This is a genomic window from Octadecabacter sp. B2R22, from assembly GCF_018861045.1.
In the GTDB taxonomy this organism is placed as follows: Bacteria; Pseudomonadota; Alphaproteobacteria; order Rhodobacterales; family Rhodobacteraceae; genus Octadecabacter.
In genome coordinates this window covers 145,723-163,452 of record NZ_JAHKQJ010000010.1, presented here as the reverse complement: position 1 = coordinate 163,452, position 17,730 = coordinate 145,723, and the positions used below count along the sequence as shown (strand labels likewise).

Below are 17,730 nucleotides of genomic sequence, written 5' to 3'. Positions count from 1 at the left end.
CTTGCGAAAATTCGACTACAAAATCGCAGACATCTTAGGCAAAAATTAGGCACGTTCTGGTTGTTTTTGCGCAGCCGTTACTGTGCTTTGCCTTGTAGGCGGTCAATAATCGGGCAATCGGGGCGATCATCCCCAGCGCAGCAGTGCACAAGATCCGCAAGGGTTTCGCGCATTGCTTGCAGGCCAGCGATCTTGTTTTCGATCTCGGCCAGATGCTGTTTGGCAATGGCACGCACATCGCCACTGGCGCGATCTTGGTCTTCCCAAAGCGCCAGCAGGTTGCGGCAATCCTCAATCGAAAACCCAAGGCCGCGGGCCTGCGCCAAGAAGGTGAGTTTGTGCAAATGCGCCACGTCGAAATCACGATACCCATTGGCAGCGCGGTCCGGCGTGACCAACCCGATGTCTTCGTAGTAGCGGATCGTCTTTGGGGGCAGTCCGGATTTTTCTGCTGCGTCTTTGATGTTCATCAGACCCCTCCTTTGACCCAACGCAGCCGCAAGGCATTGCTGACCACCAAGACACTGGACGCCGCCATCGCGAGGGCGGCCAGTTGCGGCGACAACAGGCCCAGCGCGGCCACGGGCACCAACACGATGTTGTAACCAAAGGCCCAACCGAGGTTTTGCCAGATGTTGCGAATGGTGCGGCGGCTGATTTCAACGGCACGCACCACGCCCAGCGGATTGCCCGAGACCAGCACCACATCCGCGCTCTCGACAGCCACGTCGGTGCCGTCACCCATGGCGATGCCGACATCCGCCGTTGCCAATGCAGGCGCGTCGTTGATGCCATCCCCGACAAAGGCGACCGCTCGACCACCTTTCTGGAGCGTACGAACCGCGTCGACTTTTCCTTCGGGAAGCACACCCGCGATGACGTGATCGATCCCCAATCGTGCGCCAAGCGCGTCCGCAGCGGCCTGCGTGTCGCCAGAGATCATCACAACCTCAACCCCGCGTTCCTGCAACGCTTGTACCGTCGCAGGCGCGGTCTGTTTTGCCGCGTCCTGCAACGCCAGAATCCCTGCACCCTGTCCGTCTATCGAAACATATACAGGTGTCAGGCCAGCGGTTGCCGTTGTTTTGTCGTGAGCCCCGAAACGTTCCATCATTGCAGCGTTACCGATCACAATGCGGCGCCCATCAACAGTGCCTATCAGCCCGTGACCGGGGATGGTTTCCACGTTCTCAGCGGTGGGCAACGCGGTATTGGCAAAGGCAACAATGGCGCCTGCCAAGGGGTGATTTGATGCACGTTCAACAGCGGCAACAGCAGCGAGGTCAACGTCAGACAGCGTGGAAGAGACCACAGCAGGTTTGCCCACCGTTAAGGTCCCAGTCTTATCAAACGCCACAACATCAACGCCGTGTAACGCCTGCAATGCATCGCCTTTTCGGAACAACACACCAAGATCCGCCGCACGGCCTGTGCCAACCATGATCGACGTCGGAGTGGCCAAACCCATGGCACAAGGACACGCGATGATCAGCACAGAGACCCCCGCCACGAGAGCTTGCGGCAAGGTGCCAAACAGGAGCCACGCAAAGATTGTCGCGGTGGCGATGGCCATGACCGCAGGCACGAACCACAGCGTGATCTTGTTAACGAGGTCTTGCACCGGCAGTTGTGCGCCCTGCGCTTGCGTGACCATGGCGATGATCCGCGCAAGCATTGTATCGGCCCCAACTGCGCGGGCCTCCATCACGAGGGCAGATGTGCCATTAACCGTACCCGCGACCAGCGCATCATCGATTACCTTATCAACGGGCATTGGTTCGCCCGAGATCATGCTTTCGTCGACAAAACCCGCGCCCTTGCGCAGAACTCCATCAACCGGAATACGCCCCCCCGCCGCGATGTGAATCACATCGCCAATTTGCACAGCATCGAGTGGGACGTCTTCGACCGCGCCACCCCTTTCGACGCGGGCCGTGTCAGGGCGCAACCCGATAAGCCGTTTGATCGCCGCCCCCGTGCGCCCCTTGGCGCGGGCTTCGAGATAGCGACCCAGCAGGATCAGGGTGACGATGACGGCGGCAGCTTCGAAATAGACGGCGACAGACCCGTCGGGCAGCCACTGGGGGCGAAAGACTGCGACGGTTGAGTAGGCCCAAGCGGCCGTGGCCCCGAGCACAACAAGCGAATTCATGTCTGGCGCGCGGCGTAACAAGGCAGGCACACCTTTGCGGTAGAACGACAGACCGGGGCCGATCAGAACAAGCGTCGCCAGCACGAATTGGATCATCCAACTGGTCTGACTTCCGACAACCCGAGCAATGAAATGATGAACGGCAGGGAACATGTGCCCGCCCATCTCGACCACAAATATCGGGAGCGTCAGGGCCGCCGCGATTAAGGTATTCCGCAATAAGGCCGGCGCTTCATCGTCGTGGTCTTGCGGCAAATCTCCAACTGCCAGAGGCGTGGCAGCATACCCTGCCCGTTTGGACGCTGCCGCAATCTGGGCCGCAAGTTTCGCTGGCGCATCTACTGTTGCCGTATGATCCGCCAAGTTCACATTCGCCGAGATGACGCCCTCGACCCCAGCCAGCGCCTTTTGGGCTCGCGCAGCGCAGCCGCCACAGGTCATTCCATCAATATCGAATCGGAGAGTGGTCATGGGAGTTCCTTGTTTCAGCGTGACATATAGAGGTTCCAGTAACGGGAAGGTCAAGGAGCGACGGAGTGCACACAGCATTGGACCTATGAGCACAAAGCGACTGGCCCTATCTGCGGCACTGCAAAACCGCAATAGTTTAAGGGAATACCCCTTCAATGCCCCTGATTCCAAACGGAGGTCCCCATGGACGGAATGACTGCAAACGACCTGAGCCACGTTGTTGACGCCGATCGCGCTCACGTTTGGCACCACCTTGTTCAGCACAAGCCCTTTGAAGACGGCGAGCCGCGGATCATTGTCGAAGGCAAAGGCATGCGCGTTTGGGACCAGCACGGCAAAGAATCCATCGACGCTGTGTCTGGCGGTGTTTGGACCGTCAATGTTGGCTATGGCCGTGAAAGCATCGCAAATGCCGTCCGCGACCAAATCCTGAAGATGAATTTCTTTGGCGGCACGGCCGGATCTATTCCGGGGGCTTTGTTCGCAGAAAAGCTGATGTCCAAAATGCCGGGAATGACGCGGGTCTATTACGCGAACTCCGGATCCGAGGCGAACGAGAAAGCCTTTAAGATGGTGCGCCAGATCGCGCACAAACGTTATGGCGGCAAGAAGCACAAAATCCTCTATCGGGACCGCGACTATCACGGGTCTACAATTGCTGCGATGTCTGCGGGCGGCCAAGACGAACGCAACGCACAATACGGCCCCTTTGCACCGGGGTTCATTCGCGTGCCCCACTGCATGGAATACCGCAAGCACGAACAAGACGGCGCACCGGACGAGAACTATGGTGAATGGGCTGCCAACCAGATCGAAGAGGTCATCTTGCGCGAAGGTGCCGACACCGTGGGCGCGCTGTGCCTTGAACCTGTCACTGCAGGTGGCGGCGTTATCGAAGCACCCGAAGGCTACTGGCCGCGCGTTGCCGAGATCTGCAAGAAGTACGACATCTTGCTGCACATCGACGAAGTTGTCTGCGGCGTTGGCCGCACTGGGAAATGGTTTGGCTATCAACACTACGATATCCAACCTGATTTCGTGACGATGGCTAAGGGCGTGGCCTCTGGCTATGCGGCGATTTCGTGCTGTGTGACGTCTGAAAAAGTGTTTGAACTGTTCAAGGATGACCCATCCGATCCGCTGAACTACTTCCGCGATATCTCGACGTTCGGCGGTTGTACTGCTGGTCCAGCTGCGGCGCTTGAAAACATGCGGATCATCGAAGACGAGAACCTGTTGGAAAACACCGTCGCCATGGGCGACCGCATGGTTGCGAACCTGAAAGCGCTTGCTGAAAAATACGACGTCATCGGGGATGTACGCGGCAAAGGGCTGTTTGTTGGTGCTGAATTGGTTGTGGACCGCACAACCAAAGAACCCATGGATGAAAAGCGCGTGGGCGCTGTTGTCGCCGATTGCGCCAAGAATGGCGTGATCATCGGGGCCACAAACCGTTCGGTCCCAGGGAAGAACAACACGCTATGCTTTTCGCCTGCATTGATTGCCACCGCGGACGACATTGACCAGATTACCGACGCCGTTGGCAACGCCTTGGGTCGCGTTTTCGGCTAGAAGCAAAACTAAGTTTGGCAAGGGGCGGGTTCACGACTGGACCCGCCCTTTTGTTTTCCGCATGATGGGCGCACAGTTTTTAATACCTTGAAAGGTTCCCCTCATGTTTCGGTCTCTCCTCATATTGCTTACCTGCGTTATCGCCTTGCCAGCGCTTGCAAATGACAGCTGCGAATTCGCCAACGACAATGAATGCGACGAAGTGCGTTACGGTGGTATGGGCTACTGCGACGATGGAACAGACACCACCGACTGCACATTGCTCAGCGCTGGGGTCAACGACGATAGCTGTTCCTTTGCCAATGATGGCGAATGTGACGAATACCGCTACAACGGCACCGGCGCATGTCAGGATGGATCTGACGCGACAGACTGTGCCGCTTGGCAAGTCGACCGCGAGGCAACGTTCCTTGAACGCGCAGCAGGCCTTGGTGTGGCTGCCCCAATCGTGACACTGCTTGGCGACAACACATGCCGCTGGTCCTATGACGACGAATGTGATGACCCGAACTTTGGCGGCACTGGCGCTTGTGATGCAGGTACAGACGCGATGGACTGCGTTGCGCTCAAACCCGTAAACTAAGGCCCGAAGCGCACAACGCTCCGGATTTTCAATTGAGGGCTGGGTTCTTAGTGGACCCAGCCCTTTGTTTTGCCCATGATAAAGCAATTCAAGTTAGACAATAGGTTTTCTTATGCTTCGATATTTCATCATCCTCGTGACATTTGTGATCGCGCTACCTGCTAATGCCCAAGACAGCTGCGAATTTGCCAATGACAATGAATGTGATGAAGCTCGATACGGCGGACAGGGCTATTGTGACGACGGAACAGACACCACCGATTGCCGGTTGGTTAGCCAAGGCATTGCAGATGATAGCTGCCAATGGGCCAATGATGGTGAGTGTGATGAATTCCGATATGGCCGCGGCGGGGCCTGTCTGGACGGGTCTGACACGACAGATTGCCTGCAATGGCAGGGTGATCGGGAACGTAACTTTATGGAACGCGCATTGGCGCTCGAGCTTGAAAACGACGTAATCCGCAGCCTTGGCAACAACACCTGCCGCTGGAACAATGACGACGAATGCGATGATGGAAACCTTGGCGGAACGGGGGCTTGCACGCCCGGAACAGACGCGAGCGATTGTATCGCCTTGGTAAACGGAACCGCAGGCGCGGCTGATGGTGACAACTCCTGTCTTTATGCCAACGACAATGAATGCGACGAAGCGCGGTTCGGCGGCGGCGGGTATTGCGCCGACGGCACGGACGCGAATGATTGTAGCGCTGGCGGGGCCAACATTTCCGAGACCCCCACAGGCGGCCCCGGTGATACATGCGAATACGCAAATGACAACGAATGCGACGAGCTCCGCTACGGCGGAGGCGATTATTGCGCCGAAGGCACAGACACCACCGATTGCCGCCAACTGGCCGCTGGTCTTGATGATGACAGCTGCCAATGGGCCAACGACAACGAGTGTGACGAATTGCGTTACGGCGGTGGCGGCGCCTGTGTTGACGGGTCGGATTCCACGGACTGCAATAACTTCGGCAACTCGCCAGAGGCCTTGGCGCGGCTGTTGGAGTTGGTCCCAGATACGTTGCGCGCGCAATTGGGCGATGACAGCTGCGAATATGCAAACGACGCGGAATGCGATGATGTGAACTTTGGCGGGACTGTTTATTGCACACCGGGTACGGATGCGTCCGATTGCCGTGCGATGGCGCTGGGCGGTGAGGATTCTTGTCGCTGGGCCAATGACAACGAATGCGACGAACCCGGCATCGGGACGAACAACTGCACTTCCGGAACAGACGTCACGGATTGCGCCGATGTTGCTTACCTTCGCAACCGCACGGACACCTGCAGTACCGCTTTTGATGGTATCTGCAACGAGGCCAGCGGCGGCGACAACACCTGCGAGGCGTTCACGGACACGGCCGATTGTCTTGGCCGATCGCGCCCTGCTGGATTGGAAAATCACTTCTTTGGTCGTGATGATCGCTTTCTTGTCGATGCCACCCAAATGCCTTGGCGGGCGATCGGGTCAATCGACGGGTATTGCACCGGTACGCTTGTTGGTCCGTCTTTGGTTCTGACCGCTGCACACTGCATCTTTGATGAAGACAACCACCTTATCACACCAGACTTCTTTTATGCGGGGCAGTCGCTTGGCAACAATATGGGCGAAGCCAAAGTGCGCAGCGCCTATGCCTTCCCAGGTTACACACCGGATTCAGCCCCAGCGGGCGGCGGCAACGGTGACGATTGGGCTTTGCTTGAACTCGCCTCGCCGCTTGGCGACCAAGTCGGCTATTTGAACGTCCATGAATTGACCGCGACTGAACTGACGCAGATCGGCCGTTCCGGATTGATCGTCAATCAGGCGGGATATTCTTGGGACACGGGCGACAACCTGTCAGGCAACAGCGGGTGCCGCATCGTCCAAGCCTTCAACGACAGCTCAGTTCTGCATGAGTGCGATACAGCGAAAGGCGACAGCGGATCGCCGTTCTTGTTGAACCTGAATGGGGAATGGAACGTTGTAGCGCTCGACAGCCAGTTCTTTGACACCGAGGACGAGAAATCACCGTTTGGTCAAGCCAACTTGGCGGTTGATAGCCGTGCGTTTGCCGCCGAAGTTGCTGCTCGCCAATAAGGCAATAAGACCAGTTTACGCGACACATGGGGCCAGATAAGCTGGCCCCATGGCGCTTCCTGTTGAAACCTTTTTCTTAGAATCCAATGCAGAGGGGACCCTGCAAACCCAAATCCGACAGTTGGTCGCTGAGGGCATCCTGACAGGTCGATTCCGTGCAGGAGAAAAGCTCCCCTCGTCGCGCAAATTGGCGCACCACCTCGGCGTGAGCCGCATTACCGTCACCTTGGCGTTCACCGAACTGCTTGCGGATGATTATATCGTGGCCAAGGGTCGGTCTGGATATTTTGTGTCCGACAACGCCCCTGAACCGCCCGCCTTTCCCGCCACCGCAAGCGAGAACAGCACAGTCGATTGGACCCGAGCAATTGGTCAGAAATTCACGACCGACGATAGACTGACAAAGCCCTCTGACTGGGCCAGTTACCGTTACCCGTTCATCTACGGACAAGCCGACCCGACCTTATTTGATACCGCCAACTGGCGGCTTTGCGCGCTCGAAGCATTGGGGCGTAAGGACTTTGGCGCACTGACGGCCGACTATTTCGACACCGACGATCCAAAACTTCTGGATTTCATTGCACGCCAGACCCTGCCCCGCCGCGGTATCCTTGCCAAGCCGGATGAAATCCTTCTGACGCTTGGGGCGCAGAACGCGCTGTGGCTGACGGCGCAAGTCTTGTTAACGCAACGCCGTACGGCCGCCATCGAAGACCCGTGTTATCCGAACCTACGCGGCATTCTTGAGCAATCGCGCTGCCATTTGCACTCGATTCCCGTGGACAGCGATGGGCTGCCACCTGATGCGCTGCCCGATGGAACGGACGTCGTTTTCACAACCCCAAGCCACCAATGCCCGACAGCGGCGACCATGACGATGGCGCGGCGACGGGCCTTACTCGACAAAGCGGAAGCCGATGATTTTATCATCGTTGAAGACGACTATGAATTCGAGATGTCCTTTCTCAAGCCGCCATCGCCCGCGCTCAAATCGCTCGACCAGAATGGGCGGGTTATCTATGTCGGCAGTTTCTCGAAATCGATCTTTCCGGGGTTACGGTTGGGCTACCTCGTGGGACCTGCACCCTTTATCCGTGAGGCCCGCGCCCTTCGTGCCTCGGTCTTGCGCCACCCACCGGGCCACATTCAACGCACGGTCACCTATTTTCTGTCACGCGGGCACTATGACGCCCTTGTGCGCCGGATGAGCCGTGCCTTTCATGATCGACGCAAAGTCATGGATCAGGCGGTTCATGACCACGACCTCAGAGTGGCTGGCGCGGGGAGCTTTGGCGGCTCGGCGCAGTGGATGCGCGCGCCCGACCACATAAACACCGCTGACCTCGCAGAACGACTGCGCCCCAAGGGTGTTCTGATCGAACCGGGACAGAAGTTTTTTGCGGGCGAAGATGCCCCGCAGAACTACTACCGCCTTGCCTATAGTTCGATCCCGTCGTCGCGTATCGCGCAGGGCATCGACATTCTGGCGCGAACCCTGCAAGAGATGGGGTAAGACCAGTCAAGTGGCCATAAGCGAGCCGCCCAACTGGACCTAACCCAAACCCGCCAAAAACCTTACCTTCGCAGCAAGCTTGGACACAGGGGATTCCCATATGAAAATGACGACCGAAGAAGCCTTCGTAAAAACACTTCAGATGCATGGCATCGATAACGCCTTCGGGATTATCGGTTCCGCAATGATGCCTATTTCAGACATTTTTCCTGATGCAGGGATCAAGTTCTGGGACTGCGCCCATGAGACTTCCGGCGGCATGATGGCTGACGGTTTCACGCGCGCAACTGGCAAGATGTCCATGATGATCGCGCAAAACGGTCCAGGTATCACCAACTTCGTGACAGCTGTTAAAACAGCGTATTGGAACCACACGCCTGTTCTTCTTGTGACACCACAAGCCGCGAACAAAACAATCGGTCAGGGTGGTTTCCAAGAAATGGAACAGATGAACCTGTTCGCCGATTGCGTCGCCTACCAAGAAGAAGTGCGCGACCCCACCCGTATTGCCGAAACGCTGAACCGTGTGATCATGCAGGCAAAACGCGCATCCGCACCTGCACAGATCAACGTTCCACGTGATTTCTGGACACAGGTCATCGACATTGAACTGCCTGTCATCGTGGACTTTGAATTGCCACAAGGTGGCGAAGCTGCCGTGCAAGAAGCGGCTGACCTTTTGTCCAACGCGAAATTCCCAGTGATCCTGAACGGCGCAGGCACAATCCTGTCCAAGGGCGGCATCGAAGCCTCCCGCGTTCTGGCTGAGACCTTGGATGCGCCTGTTTGTGTTGGGTACCAGCACAACGACGCATTTCCCGGCAATCACCCACTGTTTGCTGGTCCATTGGGCTATAACGGATCCAAGGCTGGCATGGAGCTGATCAAACAGGCCGATGTTGTCTTGTGCCTTGGCACGCGCCTGAACCCATTCTCCACCCTACCAGGTTACGGCATGGAATACTGGCCGTCCGAGGCCAAGATCATTCAGGTTGATATCAACCCTGACCGCATCGGTTTGACCAAGAAAGTCACAGTCGGAATTGTTGGTGATGCAGCTAAGGTGGCATCCGGCATCGCGGCAAACCTGTCCGACAGCGCAGGTGACGCAAACCGCAGCGCCCGCAAAGACACCATCGCACAAACCAAATCCGCATGGGCGCAAGAACTGACGTCTATGACGGACGAGCAGGACGATCCGGGCACCACATGGAACGAACGCGCTCGTAATGCCAAACCAGACTGGATGGCACCGCGCATGGCATGGCGTGCTATTCAGGCAGCTTTGCCTGTTGAGGCGATCATCAGTTCTGACATCGGCAACAACTGTGCGATCGGGAACGCCTACCCGTCCTTCAATGACAGCCGCAAGTATCTGGCGCCGGGTCTGTTTGGCCCGTGTGGCTACGGCTTGCCGTCCATCGTTGGTGCGAAGATCGGCCGCCCTGATGTTCCGGTCGTTGGTTTCGCGGGTGACGGGGCGTTCGGTATTTCCGTCAACGAACTGACGGCGATTGGCCGTGGTGACTGGCCTGCGATCACGCAAATCGTGTTCCGCAACTATCAGTGGGGCGCGGAAAAGCGTAACTCGACCCTGTGGTTTGACGACAACTTTGTTGGCACAGAGCTCGACGAAGATGTGTCCTACGCTGGCATCGCCAAAGCTTGTGGCCTGAAGGGCGTCGTCGCGCGCACTCAAGACGAGCTGACAGCGGCTTTGGATCAAGCGATCAAAGACCAGATGGAAAACGGCATCACCACTCTGATCGAAGCCATGATCAACCAAGAACTCGGTGAGCCATTCCGTCGTGACGCCATGAAGAAGCCTGTAAAAGTTGCAGGCATCAGCAAAGACGACATGCGTAAGCAACCGCTTGCGTAACTGGCCTTGAAAGATAGGTTCGGGGTAGAGAAATCCACCCCGAACCGCCCCCATTGAAAGGCCCGCGTTTTCATGTCCGAGTATCCGTTTCTATCCGCCCAATCACCTGTTGCCCCCCAGCGCCTTCTGGATCAGGCGCGTAGCCTTCCGGTTCCACGCGTCGCACTCGTGAATGCGGGGGCTGTCACCCCGCTTACTGGCATTAAAGAAGCAGCCGAAGCGGGCCTCGCCGACCCAATCTTGATTGGCGATGAGGCGAAGATCTACGCCGCCGCCGAAGAGATCAATTACGATATTTCCGACCTGACCGTGATCCACGCACCCCATGCAGATGCCGCCGTCAAAGCCGCCGAACTCGCCCGCGAAGGCGCGGCAGATGCGATCATGAAGGGTCAGGTCCACACCTCAACGTTCCTTAAGGGGCTACTGCCGTCCAAGGCGGGCCTGCGCGAAAAGGGCACTCGCTGTGGCCATGTTTTTCACATCACGGCACCGGGACACGACCGCCCGTTGCTGTTGACGGATGCGGCGCTCAACGTCGATCCTAGCATCGAAACACGACAGGCGTGTTTGACCCACGCCGTGAAGCTGTCCAAAATACTTGGGACACAGCGGCCTAAGGCGGCACTTTTGGCCCCAACAGAAGACCCAATCCCGTCGATCAACAACACAATGGAAAGTGCCGCGATTACGGCATGGGCAAAGGATCATTTGCCTGATGCGGATGTTGCTGGCCCCATTGCCATGGACTTGATCCTCTCAAAAGAAGCGGCCGCTGTAAAAGGGTATGAAAACCCTGTCGCCGGAGACGCAGACATCATCATGACGCCCAACATCACAACAGGAAACGCGGTTTTCAAATTGATGGTACTGGGCATGGGCTGCTGTGCAGGTGGTATCGTAATGGGCGCCAAAGTCCCGATCCTGCTCACGTCGCGCAGCCAAAAAGCGCCCGCGCGTTTGGCGTCGGCAGCACTTGGCGTTGTCTTGGCGGGGGCAGCTGGATGATTCTGGTCCTCAACACCGGATCGTCTTCTATTAAGGCCGCAATCTTTGACGGCTCTCTCACTGAAATTGCAGGCGCGACCCTCACCGGATTGGGGGATGGCGATGATGATGCAGTGCTCTCTGTTGCGGGGAAAAAACAGACTGTCGCGGCCCATGATCACAGTGCGGGAATCGCTGTCATTCTTGATGCGCTTTCTGGGCACGAGATCACCGCCGTTGCGCACCGCGTTGTGCATGGCGGCACGGCGTTAACCGCACCCACACGCCTCACCGACGCGGCAATTGCGACGATTGAGGCGAACGTGCCGCTTGCGCCACTTCACAATCCCCCTGCTTTGGCGGGCATCTATGCAATGGCCTCCGCCCGTCCCGACCTGCCGCAGTTTGCCAGCTTTGATACCGCGTTTCACGCCACGCAACCTGATCTGGCAACCGTCTATGCCTTGCCCAAAGCCCAGCGCGACGCGGGCATTCGGCGCTACGGGTTCCACGGGTTGTCTTATGCGTCGATGGTGGATCATTTCGGCGCTGGTATTCCCAAGCGCCTTCTGGCGCTTCATCTTGGCAATGGTGCGTCGCTATGCGCAATCCGCGACGGTAAATCTGTAGCTACATCGATGGGGTACTCCCCCCTCGAAGGGCTTACGATGGGGACGCGCACGGGCTGTATTGATGGCATGGCTGTGCTGCGGATCGCTGATGAAATTGGGATCGAAGCGGCGGGAACCCTTCTCAACAAACAATCGGGTCTCAAGGGGCTCGCGGGGACCAATGACATGCGCGACTTGCTGGCGTCTGACAGCGACGATGCACAGTTTGCGGTTGATCATTTTTGCTACTGGGCTGCGCGCCATGCGGGCAGTGCGATTGTCGCCATGGGCGGCGTTGATGCGGTGGCCTTTACGGGCGGCATTGGTGAAAACAGCGCAGCTATTCGCGAGCGCATCATGGCGCACCTGAGCTTCTTGGGCGATGTAACCGTTCATATCGTAGAGGCCCGCGAAGAGCGTCAAATCGCGCAAGATGCGATGCAGGTCACCGCTTGATGGATTGGGTTCTAGAGACAACAAACCTCAGCCGAGATCATTTCTTCATTCTTTTCGGGCTGACGCTTTTGGCTGGCGTCGTGCGCGGTTTTTCAGGCTTTGCCTTATCTGCAATGGTTATGGCCACTGCCGTCGTTATCCTTCCTCCGATTGAATTGATACCGATGCTGTGGTGGTTGGAAATGTCTGCATCCCTGTTGATGATGAAAAGCGGCTGGGCCGAAGCGGACCGCCCTATGGCCTATGGCCTCGTTATCAGTGCGTTGGTTGGTTGGCCGATTGGATTGTGGCTTACGTTGTCGCTTCCAGTTGAGACATCAAAAGCACTGGCACTCAGCGTTATTGTTGTGCTTGCGATCAGCCAGTTGGCCAAGGTGCGATTGTCTTTCTTGGCAACCAAACCGGGCCTTTACTGCACCGGAATTGTCGCTGGCATCATATCTGGAATTGCCCATGTGGGCGGCATGGTCGTGGCGTTTTACGTGCTTGCGGCGGATCAATCCGCCCGTGTGATGCGGGCCTCTTTGGTCTTGTATTTGTTTCTTGGGTCTGCGTCGTCGATGATTGTTTTGCTGCTATTCGGCGTGATGGATTTTTCGGGCGCGGCACGTGGTTTGGTCTTTGCAGGTCCGACCATGTTTGGCGTTCTTTTGGGACAACAGCTCTTTACCGAACGGCTATCTGCCTATTATCGTCCATTTTGCCTTATCCTATTGATCAGTCTCGCGTCAGCCGGGCTTATCCGAACACTCGTAAGCTAGAGGTTTCTTTCAATGCCCAAAGACCAGCCAAACCTCGACACGTCGCCCCCTGTCTCTGATGAGGTGCGTAAGACGACCTGCTACATGTGCGCCTGCCGGTGCGGCATCAATGTCCACATGAAGGACGGTAAAGTTGCCTATATCGAAGGCAACAAAGACCACCCCGTCAACCAAGGTGTTCTATGCGCCAAAGGGTCCGCAGGAATCATGCAGGTCAACGCGCCATCCCGTCTTAAGGCTCCGCTGAAACGGGTCGGTGAACGCGGGTCTGGCGAGTTTGAGGAAATCAGCTGGGAAGAAGCCCTAACACTGGCCACTGAGTGGCTAGAACCCATCCGCAAAGAAGCCCCCGAAAAGCTGGCGTTCTTCACGGGCCGCGATCAGTCGCAATCGTTTACGTCCTTGTGGGCGCAGGGGTTCGGCACACCGAACTACGCCGCACATGGCGGGTTCTGTTCTGTGAACATGGCGGCAGCGGGCATCTATACGATGGGCGGCGCATTCTGGGAATTTGGCCAACCCGATTGGGACCACACTAAGATGTTCGTGCTGTTCGGAGTCGCCGAAGACCACGACAGCAACCCGATCAAAATGGGCATCGGCAAGATCAAAGACCGCGGCGCACGTATGATTGGCGTCAACCCGATCCGTAGCGGCTACAATGCCGTGGCGGACGACTGGTTTGGTATCACTCCGGGTACGGACGGATTGCTGATCATGGCGCTGATTCATGAACTGTTTAAGGCGGGCAAGCTTGACCTTGATTACCTTGCGCGGTTCACCAACGCGTCCTGCCTTGTGAATGAGGACACTAAGTCAGACCAATTCGGCCTGTTGATGCGCGATGATGACGGCGAACCGTTGGTGATGGATCGCAACACAGGTCATCTTGCGCCGTGGAATGGCCAAGGGGTTGAACCTGACCTGTCAGGCACACACCGCGCGGCTGGTGTTACACATCGTCCCGTGTTCCACCTTATGGCAGATCGGTTCCTTGATCCGAAATACGCCCCCGAAGAAGCCGCCGAAAAGACCGGTATTTCAGCGTCTCGGATCAAACGGCTTGCCGCGGACATGGCCCGCGTCGCCTTTGACGAAGAAATCGTACTGGATCGTCCGTGGACAGATTTTCGCGGCAAGAAACACGACAAGATGGTGGGTCGGCCTGTGTCGATGCACGCCATGCGCGGGATTTCAGCGCACTCGAACGGGTTCCAGACGTGCCGTGCGCTCCATACCTTGCAGATTATCCTTGGGGCGGTCGAAACCCCTGGTGGGATGCGGTTCAAACCACCCTACCCGAAACCCGCAACGGCCCATCCAAAACCCCACGGCAAAGTCACTCCTGGGGCCGCTCTCAATGGGCCGCACCTTGGTTACCCCCATGGTCCAGATGATTTGATGCTGAACGAAGATGGGTCCGCCATTCGCATCGACAAAGCCTACACATGGGAAAACCCGCTGAGTGCCCATGGCATGATGCATATGGTCATTTCCAATGCCCATGCGGGTGATCCCTACAAGATCGACACGCTGTTTATGTATATGGCGAATATGTCGTGGAATTCTTCGATGAACACGACTGGTGTCATGGAAATGCTGACGGATAAGGATGAGAACGGCGATTACGTTATCCCGCACATCATCTATTCAGACGCCTATTCATCCGAAATGGTGGCCTACGCCGATCTGATCCTGCCCGATACGACCTACCTTGAACGCCACGATTGCATCAGCCTGTTGGATCGCCCCATCAGCGAAGCCGACGGCGTAGCTGACGCAATCCGTTGGCCTGTGGTCGAACCCGACCGCGATGTGCGCGGATTTCAATCGGTGCTTTGCGAACTCGGTGCGCGACTTGGCCTCACTGGGTTTGTGAACGAAGACGGCAGTCAGAAATACGAAGACTACGCCGATTACATCACCAACCACATCCGCCGCCCTGGAATTGGGCCTTTGGCGGGGTGGCGCATGGGCGAAGATGGGCTGCAAGACGGTCGCGGTGACCCCAACGAGGGTCAGTTGGACAGCTACATCAAGAACGGCGGCTTCTGGGTCTCTCACGTCCCTGAAGAGGCGTCTTATTATAAGCCCTTCAACATGGCCTACCAAAACTGGGCGGTTGAAATGGGCTTTTACGATTCCGTTCAGCCCTACATCTTTACACCCTACGTCGAACCGCTTCGCCGTATGCAATTGGCCGCCGAAGGGCACGGACGTGTGCAGCCGCCCGATCACCTACGCCAGCAGGTAAAGGACACAATGGACCCGCTACCGATGTGGTATGCGCCGCTTTCGGATGACATGATCGACTGCGATGTATACAACGTCCACGCGCTGACCCAGCGCCCGATGGCAATGTACCATTCTTGGGGGACACAAAACGCTTGGTTACGTCAAATACACGGACACAATCCGTTGTATGTGCCGACCAAGATTTGGCAGGAAAATAGTTTTGAGGACGGCGATTGGGCCAAAGTAACCAGCCCTTCAGGTGAGATCACCGTCCCTGTTGCCCACATGGCGGCGTTGAATGAAAACACCGTCTGGACATGGAACGCGATCGGCAAACGCAAGGGTGCTTGGGCGTTGGACAACGATGCGCCGGAAACCAAAGAAGGGTTCTTGCTCAACCATCTAATCCACGAACTGTTGCCCGAAAAAGGCGACGGCATGCGCTGGTCCAACTCTGATCCGATCACCGGCCAAGCCGCATGGTTCGACCTGCGCGTGAAGATCGAAAAAACCACGGCCCCGAAAGGCAACCAATCCCAGCCTGCCACACCGCCGCAAAAGACCCCCGTGCCTAAAGGTCCGGAAACGCTCGCATGGAAGGTCGGGAAATGACCAAAACCCTCCTCCTCATCTTCGCCTTTCTCGCCCTGATGATCGGATCGTTCATCTGGTTCGTCGCCACATGGGACGCCAGCAAGGAAGAACCCGTCAGCTTGATCCGACCCATTCAAATAGGGGCCACCACATGACAACGCTTCCCACATCAACGGACCGTAAGCTCGGTCTTGTAATCGACCTTGATACCTGTGTCGGCTGCCATGCCTGTGTGATTTCCTGCAAAGGGTGGAACACGGAAAACTATGGCGCGCCCTTGTCGGACCAAGACCCATATGGCGCGAACCCGACTGGCACGTTTCTGAACCGCGTGCATTCTTATGAAATTCAACCCGAGGCTGCGCCTGCCCAGCTGATTCACTTCCCAAAATCCTGCCTGCACTGCGAAGACGCGCCTTGTGTCACCGTCTGCCCGACAGGGGCCAGCTACAAGCGGGTCGAGGACGGGATCGTTCTGGTCAACGAAAGCGACTGTATTGGCTGCGGATTGTGCGCGTGGGCTTGCCCATATGGCGCCCGCGAAATGGATGCCGAAGAAAAGGTCATGAAGAAATGCACATTGTGCGTGGACCGCATCTATAACGAAAACCTGCCCGAAGAAGACCGTGAGCCAGCATGCGTTCGGACCTGCCCAGCAGGCGCACGTCACTTTGGTGATTTCGCGGACCCAAACAGCAATGTCTCGCAGTTGACCGCGCAGCGCGGCGGTATGGACCTGATGCCAGAGATGGGTACAAAACCCGTGAACAAATATCTGCCACCGCGTCCCAAAGACCAATCTCTCAAGGAAGAGGTCGATATCCTCGCGCCGTTCCTTGAACCCATCACAGAGGCCCCAAAGGGGTTCCTTGGCTGGCTGGATAAAGCACTCGATGCCATGCCAGGCGGCCCTAAAGGAGGATCAAACTGATGCATCCAGCACCTTCTGTCATTCTGTTTTCCACGTTGTCCGGTGCGGGCTTTGGCCTGCTGGCATTCCTCGGCTTCGGGCTCCCCGCTGTTACGGGCTGGGCCGCATTCGGATATTTCACCCTCGCATACCTGCTGGCCGTCGGCGGGTTGATCGCGTCGACTTTCCACCTTGGCCATCCTGAACGCGCGATGAAAGCGTTCAAGCAGTGGCGCTCCAGCTGGTTGTCTCGCGAAGGTATTTGCGCCGTCGCTGCACTGATTGTCATGGCGATCTACGGCGCGGGGCTTGTGTTCTTTGACATGCGCATTGGGTTATTGGGCATTATCGGCGCTATCTTGTCGTTTGGGACCGTGTTCACGACCTCAATGATTTACGCCCAAATCAAAACCGTGCCCCGTTGGAACAACACGACGACCCCTGCGATGTTCCTGTCGCTTTGCATCGCCGGTGGCGCTTTGCTTGCGGGGGAGGTCAAGTTTGCAGTGCCATTGCTGATCCTCGCGGCGGCCGCTCAGATCGGGCATTGGCTGTTTGGGGATCGCGCCCTAGCGGACAGTGGTACAACATTGGCCACCGCAACGGGCCTAGGTGCGCGCGGTGAGGTCCGTGCCTTTGAGCCGCCACACACAGGCACCAACTACCTGCTGAACGAATTCGTTTATGTGATCGGGCGCAAACATGCTTTGAAACTGCGTATCATTGCGTTGGTCTTGATGATTGTTGTTCCGCTTGTCTTGGTCCTTCTTGGGCAGTCGTTCATCTTCGTCGCTCTGGCCGCGACTAGCCACCTCGTCGGTGTTTTCACCGCTCGTTGGTTGTTCTTTGCGCAAGCCGAACATGTCGTCGGGTTGTATTACGGGAAACGCTAAAGGCGATTTTTTGACACTAAACTCGCG

Annotated in this window: 14 protein-coding genes; 12 read left to right on the top strand and 2 right to left on the bottom strand. The window is 57.0% G+C overall.

The genetic code is table 11. The features are described 5' to 3' along the window. Positions 1-77 precede the first annotated feature (77 nt). Together cueR and KO486_RS13715 are read right to left on the bottom strand one after the other, a co-directional pair. Complete coding sequence (gene cueR / locus KO486_RS13720; protein WP_216037843.1) at positions 78-470, bottom strand: Cu(I)-responsive transcriptional regulator; 393 nt, start codon at positions 468-470, stop codon at positions 78-80. After that, positions 470-2,623, bottom strand: coding sequence for a heavy metal translocating P-type ATPase (locus KO486_RS13715; protein ID WP_216037842.1), 2,154 nt, complete (start codon positions 2,621-2,623; stop codon positions 470-472). The genes cueR and KO486_RS13715 overlap by 1 nt, the downstream gene beginning before the upstream one ends. A gap of 183 nt (positions 2,624-2,806) precedes the next feature. Between KO486_RS13715 and KO486_RS13710 the strand changes: the two genes are divergently transcribed. The 12 genes from KO486_RS13710 to KO486_RS13655 all read left to right on the top strand — a co-directional run bounded on the left by KO486_RS13710 (position 2,807) and on the right by KO486_RS13655 (position 17,703). Further along, on the top strand, positions 2,807-4,195 hold the full coding sequence (locus KO486_RS13710) for an aminotransferase class III-fold pyridoxal phosphate-dependent enzyme (RefSeq protein ID WP_216037841.1): 1,389 nt from the start codon (positions 2,807-2,809) through the stop codon (positions 4,193-4,195). A gap of 103 nt (positions 4,196-4,298) precedes the next feature. Then, a complete protein-coding gene (locus KO486_RS13705; protein ID WP_216037840.1) occupies positions 4,299-4,778 on the top strand; it encodes a hypothetical protein in 480 nt (159 codons plus the stop codon). A 112-nt stretch (positions 4,779-4,890) separates the two neighbouring features. After that, on the top strand, positions 4,891-6,861 hold the full coding sequence (locus KO486_RS13700; protein ID WP_216037839.1) for a trypsin-like serine protease: 1,971 nt from the start codon (positions 4,891-4,893) through the stop codon (positions 6,859-6,861). 49 nt (positions 6,862-6,910) lie between these two features. Further along, positions 6,911-8,374, top strand: a complete 1,464-nt coding sequence (locus KO486_RS13695; protein ID WP_216037838.1) for a PLP-dependent aminotransferase family protein — start codon at positions 6,911-6,913, stop codon at positions 8,372-8,374. Between the two features lie 100 nt (positions 8,375-8,474). Then, entirely contained in the window at positions 8,475-10,256 is a 1,782-nt protein-coding gene (xsc, locus tag KO486_RS13690) for a sulfoacetaldehyde acetyltransferase (protein ID WP_216037837.1), read from the top strand. A 72-nt stretch (positions 10,257-10,328) separates the two neighbouring features. After that, positions 10,329-11,264, top strand: coding sequence for a phosphate acyltransferase (locus KO486_RS13685; protein ID WP_216037836.1), 936 nt, complete (start codon positions 10,329-10,331; stop codon positions 11,262-11,264). After that, positions 11,261-12,310: an acetate kinase gene (locus tag KO486_RS13680; RefSeq protein ID WP_216037835.1), complete on the top strand. Its 1,050-nt coding sequence runs from the start codon at positions 11,261-11,263 to the stop codon at positions 12,308-12,310. The genes KO486_RS13685 and KO486_RS13680 overlap by 4 nt, the downstream gene beginning before the upstream one ends. Next, positions 12,310-13,071: a sulfite exporter TauE/SafE family protein gene (locus KO486_RS13675; RefSeq protein WP_216037834.1), complete on the top strand. Its 762-nt coding sequence runs from the start codon at positions 12,310-12,312 to the stop codon at positions 13,069-13,071. The genes KO486_RS13680 and KO486_RS13675 overlap by 1 nt, the downstream gene beginning before the upstream one ends. Before the next feature lie 12 nt (positions 13,072-13,083). Then, entirely contained in the window at positions 13,084-15,918 is a 2,835-nt protein-coding gene (locus KO486_RS13670) for a molybdopterin oxidoreductase family protein (protein ID WP_216037833.1), read from the top strand. Beyond that, on the top strand, positions 15,915-16,055 hold the full coding sequence (locus KO486_RS13665; protein ID WP_216038385.1) for a hypothetical protein: 141 nt from the start codon (positions 15,915-15,917) through the stop codon (positions 16,053-16,055). Before KO486_RS13670 ends, KO486_RS13665 begins: the two co-directional genes overlap by 4 nt. After that, a complete protein-coding gene (locus KO486_RS13660) occupies positions 16,052-16,831 on the top strand; it encodes a 4Fe-4S dicluster domain-containing protein (RefSeq protein WP_216037832.1) in 780 nt (259 codons plus the stop codon). The genes KO486_RS13665 and KO486_RS13660 overlap by 4 nt, the downstream gene beginning before the upstream one ends. Beyond that, positions 16,831-17,703 (top strand): DmsC/YnfH family molybdoenzyme membrane anchor subunit, encoded by an 873-nt coding sequence (locus tag KO486_RS13655; RefSeq protein ID WP_216037831.1) that lies wholly within the window; start codon positions 16,831-16,833, stop codon positions 17,701-17,703. Before KO486_RS13660 ends, KO486_RS13655 begins: the two co-directional genes overlap by 1 nt. Positions 17,704-17,730 lie beyond the last annotated feature (27 nt).

Excerpts from the sequence above, each read along its gene's own strand:
- KO486_RS13710 (WP_216037841.1), top strand. The coding sequence starts at position 2,807 with ATGGACGGAATGACTGCAAACGACCTGAGCCACGTTGTTGACGCCGAT.
- KO486_RS13705 (WP_216037840.1), top strand. The coding sequence starts at position 4,299 with ATGTTTCGGTCTCTCCTCATATTGCTTACCTGCGTTATCGCCTTGCCA.
- cueR (WP_216037843.1), bottom strand. The coding sequence starts at position 470 with ATGAACATCAAAGACGCAGCAGAAAAATCCGGACTGCCCCCAAAGACG.
- KO486_RS13660 (WP_216037832.1), top strand. The coding sequence starts at position 16,052 with ATGACAACGCTTCCCACATCAACGGACCGTAAGCTCGGTCTTGTAATC.
- KO486_RS13670 (WP_216037833.1), top strand. The coding sequence starts at position 13,084 with ATGCCCAAAGACCAGCCAAACCTCGACACGTCGCCCCCTGTCTCTGAT.
- KO486_RS13680 (WP_216037835.1), top strand. The coding sequence starts at position 11,261 with ATGATTCTGGTCCTCAACACCGGATCGTCTTCTATTAAGGCCGCAATC.
- KO486_RS13715 (WP_216037842.1), bottom strand. The coding sequence starts at position 2,623 with ATGACCACTCTCCGATTCGATATTGATGGAATGACCTGTGGCGGCTGC.
- xsc (WP_216037837.1), top strand. The coding sequence starts at position 8,475 with ATGAAAATGACGACCGAAGAAGCCTTCGTAAAAACACTTCAGATGCAT.
- KO486_RS13685 (WP_216037836.1), top strand. The coding sequence starts at position 10,329 with ATGTCCGAGTATCCGTTTCTATCCGCCCAATCACCTGTTGCCCCCCAG.
- KO486_RS13700 (WP_216037839.1), top strand. The coding sequence starts at position 4,891 with ATGCTTCGATATTTCATCATCCTCGTGACATTTGTGATCGCGCTACCT.
- KO486_RS13655 (WP_216037831.1), top strand. The coding sequence starts at position 16,831 with ATGCATCCAGCACCTTCTGTCATTCTGTTTTCCACGTTGTCCGGTGCG.
- KO486_RS13695 (WP_216037838.1), top strand. The coding sequence starts at position 6,911 with ATGGCGCTTCCTGTTGAAACCTTTTTCTTAGAATCCAATGCAGAGGGG.
- KO486_RS13675 (WP_216037834.1), top strand. The coding sequence starts at position 12,310 with ATGGATTGGGTTCTAGAGACAACAAACCTCAGCCGAGATCATTTCTTC.
- KO486_RS13665 (WP_216038385.1), top strand. The coding sequence starts at position 15,915 with ATGACCAAAACCCTCCTCCTCATCTTCGCCTTTCTCGCCCTGATGATC.